At 63.3% G+C, this 14,738-nt stretch carries 11 protein-coding genes; 5 read left to right on the top strand and 6 right to left on the bottom strand.

Annotated elements, in window-relative coordinates:
* Positions 1–22 precede the first annotated feature (22 nt).
* The 5 genes from QCE48_RS08880 (at position 23) to QCE48_RS08900 (ending at position 4,593) form a co-directional block, all read left to right on the top strand.
* Positions 23–1,771 (top strand): AMP-binding protein, encoded by a 1,749-nt coding sequence (locus tag QCE48_RS08880; RefSeq protein WP_309785142.1) that lies wholly within the window; start codon positions 23–25, stop codon positions 1,769–1,771.
* A gap of 18 nt (positions 1,772–1,789) precedes the next feature.
* Positions 1,790–2,734 carry a DUF1571 domain-containing protein gene (locus QCE48_RS08885; protein WP_309785141.1) on the top strand — a complete coding sequence of 315 codons (945 nt, stop codon included), beginning with the start codon at positions 1,790–1,792 and terminating at the stop codon, positions 2,732–2,734.
* A 151-nt stretch (positions 2,735–2,885) separates the two neighbouring features.
* Positions 2,886–3,125 carry a hypothetical protein gene (locus tag QCE48_RS08890; RefSeq protein WP_309785140.1) on the top strand — a complete coding sequence of 80 codons (240 nt, stop codon included), beginning with the start codon at positions 2,886–2,888 and terminating at the stop codon, positions 3,123–3,125.
* An 82-nt stretch (positions 3,126–3,207) separates the two neighbouring features.
* Positions 3,208–3,993, top strand: a complete 786-nt coding sequence (surE, locus tag QCE48_RS08895; protein WP_309785139.1) for a 5'/3'-nucleotidase SurE — start codon at positions 3,208–3,210, stop codon at positions 3,991–3,993.
* A gap of 135 nt (positions 3,994–4,128) precedes the next feature.
* On the top strand, positions 4,129–4,593 hold the full coding sequence (locus QCE48_RS08900) for a DUF2147 domain-containing protein (protein ID WP_309785138.1): 465 nt from the start codon (positions 4,129–4,131) through the stop codon (positions 4,591–4,593).
* A gap of 102 nt (positions 4,594–4,695) precedes the next feature.
* Here the strand turns inward: QCE48_RS08900 and QCE48_RS08905 are convergent, their stop codons facing one another.
* From QCE48_RS08905 to typA, 6 genes are all read right to left on the bottom strand, one after another.
* Entirely contained in the window at positions 4,696–5,136 is a 441-nt protein-coding gene (locus tag QCE48_RS08905) for a transposase (protein WP_309785137.1), read from the bottom strand.
* A 137-nt stretch (positions 5,137–5,273) separates the two neighbouring features.
* Complete coding sequence (gene zapE / locus QCE48_RS08910; protein ID WP_309785136.1) at positions 5,274–6,371, bottom strand: cell division protein ZapE; 1,098 nt, start codon at positions 6,369–6,371, stop codon at positions 5,274–5,276.
* Between the two features lie 103 nt (positions 6,372–6,474).
* Positions 6,475–7,905, bottom strand: a complete 1,431-nt coding sequence (lpdA, locus tag QCE48_RS08915) for a dihydrolipoyl dehydrogenase (protein WP_309785135.1) — start codon at positions 7,903–7,905, stop codon at positions 6,475–6,477.
* A 72-nt stretch (positions 7,906–7,977) separates the two neighbouring features.
* Entirely contained in the window at positions 7,978–9,279 is a 1,302-nt protein-coding gene (gene odhB / locus QCE48_RS08920; protein WP_309785134.1) for a 2-oxoglutarate dehydrogenase complex dihydrolipoyllysine-residue succinyltransferase, read from the bottom strand.
* Between the two features lie 138 nt (positions 9,280–9,417).
* Complete coding sequence (locus tag QCE48_RS08925) at positions 9,418–12,276, bottom strand: 2-oxoglutarate dehydrogenase E1 component (RefSeq protein WP_309785133.1); 2,859 nt, start codon at positions 12,274–12,276, stop codon at positions 9,418–9,420.
* 330 nt (positions 12,277–12,606) lie between these two features.
* Positions 12,607–14,433, bottom strand: coding sequence for a translational GTPase TypA (gene typA / locus QCE48_RS08930; RefSeq protein WP_309785132.1), 1,827 nt, complete (start codon positions 14,431–14,433; stop codon positions 12,607–12,609).
* Between the last annotated feature and the right edge of the window lie 305 nt (positions 14,434–14,738).

Here is a 14,738-nt window from a genome sequence, read left to right on the forward strand (position 1 = left end):
GCGGCGTCCATGGAGACCGCAGATGAACCCGCTTGACGTACCGCCCCGCCCGGACCCGTCCGACCCGCACGACACCGACGGCGTCTGGTATGCGTCGTACCCGCCGGGCGTGCCGCACGAGGTGGACCTGTCGCGCTATCGCTCGCTTGCGCACTTCTTCGACGAATGCGTCGAACGGTATCGCGAGCGGGTCGCCTACACGAGCGTCGGATCGAATCTCACCTACGCGTCGCTCGGCATCAAGGCGCGCGCGTTCGCCGCGTACCTCCAGAGCCTGGGGGTCACACCCGGCGACCGCGTCGCGCTGATGATGCCCAACACCTTCCAGTATCCCGTCACGCTGTTCGGCACGCTGCTCGCGGGCGCGATCGTCGTCAACGTCAATCCGCTCTATACGATGCGCGAACTCGCGCATCAGCTGAAGGACAGCGGCGCGCGGACCATCGTCGTGTTCGAAACCTTCGCGAAGACCGTGCAGGACGCGCTGCCGGGCACGCGCGTCGCGAACGTCATCGTCACCGCGCTCGGCGACCTGCTCGCCGACGGCCTCAACCTGAAAGGCCACGCGCTGAACTTCGTCCTGCGCCACATCCAGAAGATCGTGCCCGAATACCGCATCCCGCACGCGGTCGGCCTGCGCGCGGCGCTGGCTTTAGGCAGAAAGCGCAAGCTCGAGCCGGTGCGCGTCGGGCATGGCGACATCGCGTTCCTGCAGTACACGGGCGGCACGACGGGCGTCGCGAAAGGCGCGATGCTCACGCATCGCAACATCATCGCGAATCTGCTGCAGGCGAAGGCGTGGGCCGAAGAGCAACTGAAGGGCGAAGGCGAAACCGTGCTCACGCCGCTGCCGCTCTATCACATCTATTCGCTGACGGTGAATGCGCTCGTTTTCATGGGCATCGGCGGGCGCAATATCCTGATCGCGAATCCGCGCGACATCAAGCGCATGATGCGCGTGCTGCGCCACGAGACCTTCACGAGCATGACGGCGCTCAACACCCTCTACAACGCGCTCCTCGAAAACGAAGCATTCCGCCGCCGCGACTTCTCGACGCTCAAGCTCGCGATGGCGGGCGGCATGGCGACGCAAAAAGCCGTCGCGGAGCGTTTTCGCGAACTGACCGGGCAGCCGATCATCGAAGGCTATGGGCTCACGGAATGCTCGCCGATCGTCTCGATGACGCCGGTCGATCTGACTCATCAGCGCGAGTTCGACGGAACGGTCGGCGTGCCCGCGCCTTCGACGCTCGTGCGCATGCGCCGCGACGACGGTTCCTGGGCCGGCATCGGCGAACCGGGCGAACTGTGCGTCAAGGGCCCGCAAGTGATGAAAGGCTACTGGAACCGCCCGGAAGAAACGGCGCAAGTGATCGACGCGAAAGGCTGGCTCGCGACTGGCGACATCGCCGTGATGGACGCGCAGGGCTTCATCCGGCTGATCGATCGCAAGAAGGACATGATGATCGTGTCGGGTTTCAACGTTTATCCGAACGAGATCGAGGACGTGCTCGCGATGCATCCGAAAGTGCGCTCGGTCGCGGCGATCGGCATTCCCGACGCGGCCGCGGGCGAGCGCGTGAAAGTCTTCGTCGTGCCCCGCGACAAGTCGCTTACCGCGGAAGAAGTGATCGCGTTCGCCCGTTTACAACTGACTCGCTACAAGGTGCCGGTCGCCGTCGAATTCCGCGACTCGCTGCCGCAGACGACCATCGGCAAGATACTTCGTCGCGAATTGCGCGACGCCGAGCTTTTGAGAGCGAAGGGCTGAACCACGGAGAAACACCTCATGACGCACGCGCGACACCGATCGTCGCTGGCAATTGCCCTGTTCTTTGCGTGCTCATGTCTTCCGAAGGCGCGCGCCCAGACGCCGGACGCCGTACTGCCGACCTCCGCGGCGACCGCGGCGGCCAGTCTCGAAGCCGGCGCACACACGCCCTCGCCGCCTGCCGAGCCCGCTTCCGAAGCCAGCAAGCTCACCCTCGATCAGCAGGTCCGCTGGCTCTCGCGCGCCGCGCGAAGCGGCATGCTCGCGCAGATGCAGGACGCCGAGCTCGTCTCACTCTTCGAATCGCTCGATCCACTCACGCTCCCGCGCTACCTGAAGCAGGGGCCGAACGGCTACCCGTCATACGAGTTCACGCTCGTGCGGCGCGAGCGCATTCGCGGCGTCTGGCCCGACAAACCGGATCACATGCTCGTGCGCCTCTCGCGCGATCCGCTGCGCATCTACGCGAAGTGGCTGCCGGACGGCGCACACGCCGGCCAGGAACTGATCTACGACGATTCGAAGCGCCCCGACCAGGTCTACGGCCATCTCGGCGGGCTCTTCGGGGTCGTGCCGTTGTGGGCGTCGCTCAATGGCCCGCTCGCGCGCGCGCAATCGAATCATTCGGTGCGCGATCTCGGCGTCGAGTACATCACGCGCCAGTTCCTCGCCGAGGGACAAAAGTTCGCCGATGCGGGCGTCACGCGGGCGAGCCGGATCGAAGTGAAGATGATCGAAGGCGCGCGGGTCATCGCGTTCACCTACGTCACGCCGACCGGGCAGCCGGAGTTCTACGCGAAAAAGGAAATTCTCGGACTCGATCTCAGGCGGCCCTATTTCCGCTCCGTCGAATCGTTCGACAACGACGGCAATATTTTCGAGAGCATCGTCTTTCAGACCATCGTGCCGAAGACCTTCGACGATCTGACATTCGACCCGCACAACCCGGACTATCGGTTCTGATCCGGATCGCTTTCGTGTCGTGACATATGGCGAAACAAATGTCGGGCCGCTCTTAAGTTTCGCCTAAGAATCGGCCGATACATTGCCCGCACTCCATCGCAAATACCGTGGCCGCCCGCCACCTTCGCCATGTAAATTCAAGGAGTTCACTATGAACCTCCGGCCTAAATCGGCTCCCGTCAGAGCCATCAAGCGCCTTCTGAGCCATCACGAGATCGCCACCCTGCTGCTGCTCGCGCACGCACCCATCGATGCGCTCGCGGCCACGCCCGATGTCGCATCGTTGCAGGAATACGGCTATGTCGAGACGGTCGCGCAGGACGCCGGAGCGGTGAAAGTACAGCTGACCGAAGACGGCAACGCGGTCCTGCGCGGCCTTGGCGTGAAGTAGCGTCCGAAAACCCGGGGCGCCGCGCCCCGCTGCGATCTCTGCAATAATCGACCGGCCATGGTCGACACAGGAGAGATTCGCGATGTCCGCAGGACCCATTGTTCAACGTGTGCTGCTCACCAACGACGACGGCATCGACGCGCCCGGTCTGGCCGTCCTCGAAGCTGTCGCGGCAGAACTCGCTCACGAAGTCTGGGTGATCGCGCCCGAACACGACCAGAGCGGCACCTCGCATTCGATCAGCCTGCACTCGCCGCTGCGCGTAAGCCAGCAGGGCGAACGGCGTTTCGGCGTGCAAGGTACGCCCGGCGACTGCGTCGTGATGGCCGCGCGTCATCTGATGAAGGACGCGCCGCCGACGCTCGTGCTCTCCGGCATCAACCGTGGCGCGAATCTCGGCGTCGAGACGATGTTCTCCGGCACCGTCGGCGCCGCGATGACGGGCCTCCTGCTCGGCTTGCCGTCGATCGCGCTCTCCCAGACCTTCACCGACCGCGAAAACGTCCGCTGGGACACCGCGCGTGCGCTCGCGCCCGGCGTGATCCGCGAACTGCTCGCGATCTCCCACGACGCGCCGACCTGCCTCAACGTCAACTTCCCCTCCTGCGATGCAGCGGCCGCCGGCCCGCTCACGCCGACGCGGCAAGGCGTCGGTCTCGTCGAAGGGATCGACGTGCTGACCGAGACCGATCCGCGCGGCCTGCCCTATCACTGGCTGCGTTTTCAGCGCGGCGCGCGTGCCAACGCTCCGGACAGCGAGACGGCCGTCGTCGCGTCGGGCCGCGTCTCGGTGACGCCGCTGCACTTCGATCGCACCGACGAGCGCACTTTCGCCACGCTCGCCGCTGCGCTCGCGCGCGGCGCCTGACCGGTCGCGGCGTCGCTAGAGGATTCACACCAGAACGATGCCGGCGCATTGACGTATGCTCGCCGCCCAGACGCGCGAACGACCGCAAGCCACGACACCGCGCGCCGGAGACACGTTCCAAAACAAGGAGGAAGCATGATCCGTTTCACGGCAGGCGCGTTGTCGCGCGGCATGCTGGCCTGCGCGCTCTTCGCATCGGCGACGCTCGCGGCAGCTCAAATGAATTCGCCCGTGGGCGTATGGCAAACCATCGACGATCACACCGGCCAGGCGAAGGCCGTGGTCGAGATCGTCGAGGACGGCAACGGCACGCTGTCGGGCAAGATCGTGAAGGGTCTGGGCGAAAACGACAAACCGGAGCGCCGCTGCACCGCGTGCACGGACGCGCGCAAGGATCAGTTGATCAAGGGCATGACGTTCATCACCGGCATGAAGCAGGACGGCGACGAATGGCAAGGCGGCCAGATCCTCGACCCCGAAAGCGGCAAGCTCTACAAGTGCAAGATGCACCTCGAGGAAGGCGGGCAGAAGCTCGTGGTGCGGGGGTTCATCGGCGTGTCGCTCCTGGGGCGTTCGCAGACGTGGATTCGCCAGCAGTAGGTGTTGCGCCACGCATCGTGGCGGCGCATAAAAAAACCGGCCAAAGACTTTTGTCTTTGCCCGGTTTTTTTGCGGCGAGGCTATCGAAAGCGTCGCGACACCTCAAGCCGCACGCCGCACCACGCCGGGCGCGAAACGCGGCGGCAGAAGCTCGGGGCTCGCTGGTGGCATATCGTGCAGGATCGAATCCTCGGGCATCGCGCTTTCCATCGCCTCCGGAAGGTTTCCGGGCACGCGCATGCGCGACGTCATCAGCGAATACAGGCTCTCGCCTGCCGGACCGAACAATTGCACCATCACGCGGGCGAGGATGCCTGAGTCGTGCCACGCCTTGAAGCGGCGATGGCACGTCTGATACGAGGGATACTTGCGCGGCAGCGTGGACCAAGACGCGCCGCTGTACATCACCCACAGCACACCGTTCAGCACGGCCCGAGTGTTCGCCAGCGGACGCCCACGCAACTCCGCGCGCGGCCGCAGCTCGGGAAGCAACGGTGCGACCATCTGCCATTCTTCATCGGTCATGTCGCGATAGGGCTTCATGCGTTTCTCCATACACGTTGAGTGTGCATGGACGATACCGACCGCCCGTCAGCGTCGGTATCAGACTTGTCCGAATCTTGAAAAGGAAGCCGAAGCCTTTAGCCATTTGGCCTAGGCGACATTATTGATACACATTCTCAAGTCAGCGAGGTATCGACGATACGTCGCGGCGTCTCCAGATATTCCTTGCTCTGCATCTCGACGATGCGCGAAACCGTGCGCGCGAACTCGTTCGCCATCGGACCTTCGACGTACAGTTGCTCCGCCGGCACCGCCGCCGACATCAGGAGCTTCACTTTGTGGTCATAGAAGACGTCGATGAGCCAGGTGAAGCGGCGCGCCTCGGACGCCATGCGCGGCGACATCTGCGGCACGTCCGACAGGATCACCGCGTGGAAACGGCTCGCGAGTTCCAGATAGTCGTTCTGCGAGCGCGGACCGCCGCAAAGCGTCGCGAAGTCGAACCAGACGACGCCGTCCGCCTTGCGCAACGCCTTCAGCTCGCGCTTCTCGATGTGGAGGATCGGGCTTTCGTCCGGGACCGCCGCGAGTTTCGCGAAGTCGGCGCGCAACGCCTTGTCGGCGGCGGCGCCAAGCGGCGTGTGATACGCCGTGACCTGCGACAGCGTGCGCTTGCGGTAGTCGGTGCCGGCGTCGACGTTCAGCACGTCCAGCTTCGACTTGATCAGCTCGATGGCGGGCAGAAGGCGGTCGCGATGCAGGCCGTCGGGATACAGCGTGTCGGGATCGTAATTGGACGTCATCACGAACTGCACGCCGTTGTCGAACAGCCGGTCGAGCAGGCGATACAGGATCATTGCGTCGGCGATGTCGGAGACGTGGAATTCGTCGAAACAGATCAGCCGGTAGCGCTTCGCGATGCGCCGCGCGAGTTCGTCGAGCGGATCGGCCTGGCCCTTCAGTTCCTCCAGTTCGCGATGTACTTCGCGCATGAACTCGTGGAAATGCAGGCGCGTCTTGCGCGTCACGGGCACGACCGCGAAAAAGCTGTCCATCAGGAAGCTCTTGCCGCGCCCGACGCCGCCCCACATGTACACGCCGCGCGGCAGCTCGGGACGCACGAGGAACTTCTTGAGCGCGTTCGAGCGGCGCGCCTTGTACGCGACCCATTCGTCGTAGCAGCGTTGCAGGCGCCCGACCGCCGCGCGTTGCGCTTCGTCCGACTGGTATCCCCGCGTCTGCAGTTCGTGTTCGTAGTATTCGTTGACGTTCATGATGCCGCGCATGTGGCCGTCGATTCGGCCTTTGGATATGACGAAGGCGAGCGGAATACCTTCCGCCCGCCTTTGTCGTGGTGCCGCTCGGGTACGACTGGAATTACATGTTGAGCGCGCGCTTGTCGACGGCGAGCGCCGCTTCACGCATCACTTCCGACAGCGACGGATGCGGATGGCAAATCCGGCCGATGTCTTCCGACGCCGCCTTGAACTCCATCGCCACCACGGCTTCCGCGATCAGGTCCGACGCGTCCGCGGCGATGATATGCACGCCGAGGATTTCGTCGGTCGCAGCATCAGCGATCATCTTGACGAAACCTTCCGCCTTGTTGATGCCGAGCGCGCGGCCGTTCGCCATCATCGGGAACTGGCCGGACTTGATCTCGCGGCCTTCGGCCTTCAGTTGCTGTTCCGTCTTTCCGACCCACGCGATTTCCGGCTCGGTGTAGATGACCCACGGAATGCAGTTGTAGTCGATGTGCGGCTTCTGGCCGTCGATGATCTCGGCCACCAGCACGCCCTCGTCTTCCGCCTTGTGCGCGAGCATCGGACCGCGCACGACGTCGCCGATCGCGTAGACGTTCGGCACGCTGGTCGCGCAATGGTCGTCGACGGGGATGAAGCCGCGCTCGTCCGCCTTCAGGCCGATCGCTTCGAGACCGAGGTTGTCGGTGTTCGGCACACGGCCGATCGACACGATCAGGCGGTCCGCGTCCAGCGTCTGCGCGTTGCCGTCCTTATCGGTGTAGGCGAGCGACACGCTGTTGTCGGTCGTCTTCACTTCGCCAATCTTCACGCCGAGGTGAATGTCGAGGCCCTGCTTCTTAAACTGCTTGGCCGCTTCCTTCGCGAGCGCGTCGTCGCAGGCGCCGAGAAATGCCGGCAACGCTTCGAGCACGGTCACGTCCGAACCAAGACGGCGCCACACCGAACCGAGTTCCAGGCCGATCACGCCCGCGCCGATCACGGCGAGCTTCTTCGGCACGGTGTCGAACGAGAGCGCGCCTTCGTTATCGGCAACGATTCGGTTGTCGACCGGAATGTTCGGCAGATGGCGTGCCTTCGAACCCGTCGCGATGATCACGTTCTTCGCCGTGACAGTTTCAGTTTCCCCTTCGCCCGACACTTCGATCTGCACGCCCGCGTCGGTCTTGCCGGTGAACTTGCCGTGGCCCTTGAGCCACGTGATCTTGTTCTTGCGGAACAGGAACTCGATGCCCTTCGTCATCTTTTCGACGATGCCTTCCTTGCGGGCGAGCATCTTCGACACATCGAGCTTCACGTCCGACACGCTGATGCCGTGGTCGCCGAGATGCTTTGTCGCGTTCTCGAATTCCTCCGACGACGCGAGCAGCGCCTTCGACGGAATGCAGCCCACGTTGAGGCACGTACCGCCGAGCTTCAGCGCGCCGGCCGGGTTCTTCCACTTCTCGATACACGCAACCGACTTGCCGAGCTGCGCCGCGCGAATCGCCGCGATATAGCCGCCGGGGCCGGCGCCGATCACGACGACGTCAAATTCCTTGGACATGACTTTCCTTCTCTTGTTGGCGTCGCGGCGCGCGCGAGTCTGTCGCGTGCGCCGTGCGTCCTTGAATGTTTCTTACAGATCGAGCAGCAGGCGGGCCGGATCTTCCAGCGCGTCCTTCATCGCGACGAGTGACAGCACGGCTTCGCGGCCGTCGATGATCCGGTGGTCGTAAGACAGCGCCAGATAGTTCATCGGACGGATTACGATCTGGCCGTTCTCGACGACAGCGCGCTCCTTCGTTGCGTGCACACCGAGAATCGCGGACTGCGGCGGGTTGATGATCGGCGTCGAGAGCATCGAGCCGAACACGCCGCCGTTCGAGATGGAGAACGTGCCGCCCGTCATTTCGTCGATGGAGAGCTTGCCGTCCTTCGCCTTCTGGCCGAATTCGGCGATCTTCTTTTCGATGTCGGCGAGGCTCATCTGGTCGGCGTTGCGCAGGATCGGCACCACCAGGCCGCGCGGCGAACCGACCGCGATACCGATGTCGAAGTAGCCGTGATAGACGATCTCGTTACCGTCGATCGACGCGTTCACGAGCGGGAACTTCTTCAGCGCGTGGACGGCGGCCTTCACGAAGAACGACATGAAGCCGAGCTTCACGCCGTGTTCCTTCTCGAAGCGGTCCTTGTACTTGTTGCGCAGGTCCATGACCGGCGCCATGTTGACTTCGTTGAACGTCGTCAGGATGGCGTTGGTCTGCTGCGATTCGAGCAGACGCTCGGCGATGCGCGCGCGCAGACGCGACATCGGCACGCGCTGTTCCGGGCGGTCCTTGGTCCACTGGTCGGCGGAGGCCGGCGCCTTCACGTCCGGCAGGGACGGCTTGGCGGGGCGCGCGGCCGGAGCCGGCGCGGCCTTCGCAGCCGGTGCCGACGCGCCGGGCGCGCCCAGCGGAGCGGCGAGCGCGTCGCCCTTGGTCACGCGGCCGTCGCGGCCCGAGCCCGCGACCTGGTCGGCCGAGACGCCCTTCTCCGCGAGGATCTTGTTCGCGGCCGGCGATGCCGTGCCGCTCGAACCGGTTGCCTGCGCGGCTTGCGCTGCGGGCGCGGCCGCTTCGGCCGCCACTGGGGCCGGCTTCACTTCGGCGTCGCCCGCTGCGGCGACGGCGGCAGGCGCTTCGCCCGCTTTCGCTTCCGTGTCGATCTTGGCGATGAGTTCGTCGGCGGTCACGATGTCGCCGTCATGCTTGATGACTTGCGCGAGCACGCCGGCGGACGGTGCGGGCACTTCCAGCACGACCTTGTCGGTTTCGATTTCGATAAGGATTTCGTCTTGCGCGACGGCTTCGCCGGGCTTCTTCTTCCACTGCAGCATCGTGGCTTCCGAAACCGATTCGGAGAGCTGGGGAACCTTGACTTCTACAATAGCCATTCTGAATTGTCCTAATACGTGTCTTGTGAGTACGAACCCGGCGGCCGGTGCGCGCATCGAACGGTTGCGAGCGCCGCGACACGGCCATACGGGAGAACCGGATTCGCCTGCGTCAGGCTCGTCCGGTTCTTTGCGCCTTTACTTCGCGATCGTCTGCGCGCCCTTCAGGCGGCCGAACGCACCTTCGATCAGCGCCTTCTGCTGCTCGTAGTGCTTCGCGTAGTAGCCGACAGCCGGCGATGCCGAAGCCGGACGTCCGCTGTATGCCAGCTTCTGACCTTCCTTCATGCCATCGCGCAGGTGGTGCTCGATGTAGAACCAGGCGCCCTGATTCTGCGGCTCGTCCTGCACCCAGACCACTTCGGCCGCGTTTTCGTACTTCTTCAGTTCCGAGTCGAACTGCTTGTGCGCGAACGGATAGAGTTGCTCGATACGCACGATGGCAACGTCGTTCGACTTCGCTTCGCGACGATGCGCGAGCAGGTCGTAGTACACGCGGCCCGAGCAGACCACGACGCGCTTGACCTTCTTCGGCTCGATGGTTTCATCGACTTCGCCGATCACCGGCTGGAACGAACCCTTCGCCAGCTCCGACAGGTCCGACACCGCTTCCTTGTGACGCAGGAGCGACTTCGGCGTCGCGATGATGAGCGGCTTCCTGAACAAACGGATCATCTGGCGGCGCAGCAGGTGGAACATCTGCGCCGGCGTGGTCGGCTGGACCACTTGCATGTTGTGATCCGCGCACAGTTGCAGGAAACGCTCGATACGCGCCGACGAATGCTCCGGACCCTGCCCTTCGTAGCCGTGCGGCAGGAGCATCGTGAGACCGGAGACGCGGCCCCACTTCACTTCACCCGACGAGATGAACTGGTCGATCACCACTTGGGCGCCGTTCACGAAGTCGCCGAACTGCGCTTCCCACGCGACGAACGTGTTCGGTTCGGCCGTCGAATAGCCGTACTCGAAGCCGAGCACCGCTTCTTCGGACAGCACCGAGTCGATCACCGAAAACTTCGCCTGACCTTCGGCGATGTTCTGCAGCGGGATGTACGTGCCGTCGTTCCAGCGCTCGCGGTTCTGATCGTGCAGCACGGCGTGGCGGTGCGTGAACGTGCCGCGGCCCGAGTCCTGGCCCGTCAGACGCACGGCGTAGCCCGATGCGACCAGCGACGCGAACGCCAGATGCTCGCCCATGCCCCAGTCGAGCTTCGATTCGCCACGGCCCATCGCACGGCGATCGTTGATCACGCGCTCGACGAGCGGATGCAGCTTGAAGTTCTCAGGAATGGTCGTGATGCGATCGGCAAGGCGCTTAAGTTCCGCGAGCGGCACGGCCGTATCGGCGGCGTCGGTCCACTTGCGGTTCAAAAACGGCACCCAGTCCACCGCGTACTTGCTCTTGTAGTTCGAGAGCACCGGGTCGATGGTGTGATGGCCTTCGTCCATCGCCTGACGGTACGCCTTGACGTAGTTGTCGGCGTCTTCAGCCGTGATCACGCCCTGCTGCACGAGCTTTTCCGCGTACAGCGCGCGGGTGCCCGGGTGCTTCGCGATGGTCTTGTACATCAGCGGCTGCGTGACGGCCGGCGTGTCCTGCTCGTTGTGGCCGAGCTTGCGGAAGCAGATGATGTCGATCACGACATCCTTGTGGAACTGCATCCGGAAGTCGATGGCGAGCTGCGTGGCGAGCACGACCGCTTCGGGATCGTCACCGTTCACGTGCAGCACCGGCGCCTCGATCATCTTGACCACGTCCGAGCAATACAGCGTCGAGCGCGAGTCGCGCGGGTCCGACGTCGTAAAGCCGATCTGGTTGTTGATGACGATATGCAGCGTGCCGTGCGTGCCGTAACCGCGCGTCTGCGCGAGGTTTAGCGTTTCCATCACGACGCCCTGGCCCGCGAAGGCCGCGTCGCCGTGAATCTGCACCGGCAGCACCTGCATGCCGTTTTCGTCGCCGCGACGGTCCATGCGCGCCTTCGCCGACCCTTCGACCACCGGATTGACGATTTCGAGGTGCGACGGGTTGAACGCGAGCGACAGGTGAACCGGGCCGCCGTCCGTCGACACATCCGACGAGAAGCCCTTGTGGTACTTCACGTCGCCGGCCGGCAGGTCGTCGACGTGCTTGCCTTCGAATTCGGCGAACAGGTCGGCCGGCATCTTGCCGAGCGTGTTCACGAGGACGTTCAGACGCCCGCGGTGCGCCATACCGATCACGATTTCCTGCACGCCGTTCTTGCCCGCATGACGCACGACTTCGTCCATCGACGCGATGAAGCTCTCGCCGCCTTCCAGCGAGAAGCGCTTCTGGCCGACGTACTTGGTGTGCAGGAAGCGCTCGAGGCCTTCGGAGGCCGTCAGGCGGTTCAGAATGTGCTTCTTCTTTTCGGGCGAAAAATTCGGCGTCGAACGGATCGATTCGAGCTTTTCCTTCCACCAGCGCTTCTGTTCCGGATCGCTGATGTACATGAACTCGGCGCCGATCGTGCCGCAGTACGTGTCGCGCAGCGCCTTGACGATTTCGCGCAGCGACGCCTGTTCGAAGCCGAAGTACAGGTTCTGGGCATGGAACGTCTGGTCCATGTCGGCTTCGGTGAAGTCGTAGAACGCAGGTTCAAGCTCGGGGATATGCGGACGTTCGCGGCGCTTGAGCGGATCGAGATTCGCCCATTGCGAGCCGAGGAACCGGTACGCGCCGATCAGCGATTGAACATAGACTTGTTTGCGCGCGGTGGCGAGGTCGCCTGCAGCTTCGCGCGGGATGAAGGCATTGGCCTTCGCGCGCTGGGCAAACGATTCGACGATCGGGCCGTGGGCCACGTCGTTGTGGGCCGTGCCGTCGGAGGCGGGCACGTTCTGCAACGCGTCGAAATAATCACGCCAGGTGTCCGGAACGGACGCGGGATTATCCAGATAAGCTTCGTACAACTCTTCGACGTACGGAGCATTGCCGCCGAACAGATAAGAGTTCGACTGGAATTGCTTCATCATTTTTACGCTCACCTTTCTTCGAGTTTCTCGAGAAATAGCGGGTTAAGAAACCTTCCGCGACACGGCCTGACCGTTTAGCGGATTGCGCGAATCAAGTCTGCTTGGAAGGACCTAAAAATCGGCAACATATCCGACTAGCATAGCACAGAACACATAGTCGATATAGCCGATGGTCGCAGCCCGGCGGCTCGTCACAACGGGCATCTGGGGCCGTTCAGCGCATAAAGCAAGTGCCTTTTGCATCGCGCGGAACAATGAGCGCAACCTCGACCAGAAAAAGAAAAAGCCGCCCGAAGGCGGCTTTCGCTCGTGATATATCAAGCGTGGAACTTAGTCGACAGCGCCTTCGCGGCTCGCGCGGCGGCGCTCGTGTTCCTTCAGATGGCGCTTGCGCAGACGAATCGACTGCGGCGTCACTTCGACGAGTTCGTCGTCGTCGATGAACTCGACCGCGTATTCCAGCGACATCTGGATCGGCGGCACGAGGCGCACGGCTTCGTCGGTGCCCGACGAGCGCACATTCGTCAATTGCTTACCCTTGATCGGGTTCACGACGAGGTCGTTGTCGCGGCTGTGAATGCCGATAATCATGCCTTCATAGAGCGCATCGCCCGGCGACACGAACATGCGGCCGCGATCCTGCAGCTTCCACAGCGCATAAGCGACAGCCGCGCCGTCGTCCTGCGAAATCAGCACGCCGTTGCGGCGCTCGCCGACCGCGCCGTCCTTGACGGGCGCATACGAGTCGAACGTGTGGCTCATCAGGCCCGTGCCACGCGTGAGCGTCAGGAATTCGCTCTGGAAGCCGATCAGCCCGCGCGCCGAAATCTTATATTCGAGACGCGTGCGGCCACGGCCATCCGACGCCATGTCGAGCATTTCGCCCTTGCGGCGGCCCAGTTCTTCCATCACGCCGCCTTGGTGGCCGTCTTCCATGTCGACGGTCAGGTTTTCGTACGGCTCGTGCTTCACGCCGTCGATTTCCTGCATCACCACACGCGGACGCGACACCGCGAGTTCATAGCCTTCGCGGCGCATGTTCTCGACGAGAATCGTCAGGTGCAGTTCGCCCCGGCCGGCCACTTCGAACGTGGTTTCGTCGCCGGTTTCCTTCACGCGCAGCGCGACGTTGTGATTCAGCTCCTTCATCAGACGGTCGCGGATCTGCCGGCTCGTCACGAACTTGCCTTCGCGGCCCGCGAGCGGCGACGAGTTCACGAGGAAGTTCATCGTGAGCGTCGGTTCGTCAACCGTGATCATCGGCAGCGCTTCGGGCGCTTCCGGCGCGCAAATCGTAACGCCGATGCCGATTTCGTCGATACCGTTGATCAGCACGATGTCGCCCGCCTGCGCTTCTTCCACCTGCACGCGCTCCAGGCCGCGGAACGACAGCACCTGGTTGATCTTGCGGTTGATGATCGCGCCGTCCGGACCCGAGCGCACGGCGACCGCCATGCCGGGCTTGATGCGTCCGCGCGCGACGCGGCCCACGCCGATCCGGCCGACATAGGTCGAATAGTCGAGCGAGGTGATTTGCAGTTGCAGCGGCGCGTCGGGATCGGCCGGGCGGACCGGCACGTGCTCCAGAATGGCTTCGAAGAGCGGGCGCATGTTGCCTTCGCGCACTTCGGGGTCGAGGCCGGCGTAGCCATTCAGACCCGACGCGTACACGATCGGGAAGTCGAGCTGTTCTTCGGTGGCGCCGAGCTTGTCGAAGAGATCGAAGGTCTGGTTGATCACCCAGTCGATACGCGCGCCCGGACGATCCACCTTGTTGATCACGACGATCGGCTTGAGACCCAACGCGAGCGCCTTCTTCGTGACGAAGCGCGTTTGCGGCATCGGGCCTTCGACGGCGTCGACGAGCAGGAGCACCGAGTCGACCATCGACAGCACACGCTCCACTTCGCCGCCGAAGTCCGCGTGTCCGGGCGTGTCGACGATGTTGATGTGCGTGCCTTCGTATTCGACCGCGCAATTCTTCGCAAGAATCGTGATGCCACGTTCCTTTTCGATGTCGTTCGAGTCCATGACGCGCTCGGCGATTTTCTCGTTGTCTCGGAACGTGCCCGACTGGCGAAGCAGTTGGTCGACGAGCGTGGTCTTGCCGTGGTCGACGTGGGCAATGATGGCGATGTTGCGAAGGGCGCGAGTCATAGGATATCTGCAGTTGGGCGCCGTGGTGCGAGCCTGCTCATGTTTGGGCCGATCTCTCTTGATAGTGATCGGCTGAACAGCCCGGATCGGCAGCTCGAGGTCTGAATCGCTCGTCGTCTGAATCGATCATTGGCGCAATGGGAACCCAAAATTATAGCACGCAGATATGTCTGCCCTCGAACGCTTTTGACAATAGGACATAACCCCGAATGTAAACCGTGTATGCGAGTCGCCATTCATCGCGAAAAAGCTCGACCCGCGGGCCATTACCCACTTTTAAGCGTTCTCATAAACTGCTTGCCGCG

This window comes from Caballeronia sp. LZ024 (assembly GCF_031451455.1).
Taxonomy (GTDB): domain Bacteria; phylum Pseudomonadota; class Gammaproteobacteria; order Burkholderiales; family Burkholderiaceae; genus Caballeronia; species Caballeronia telluris.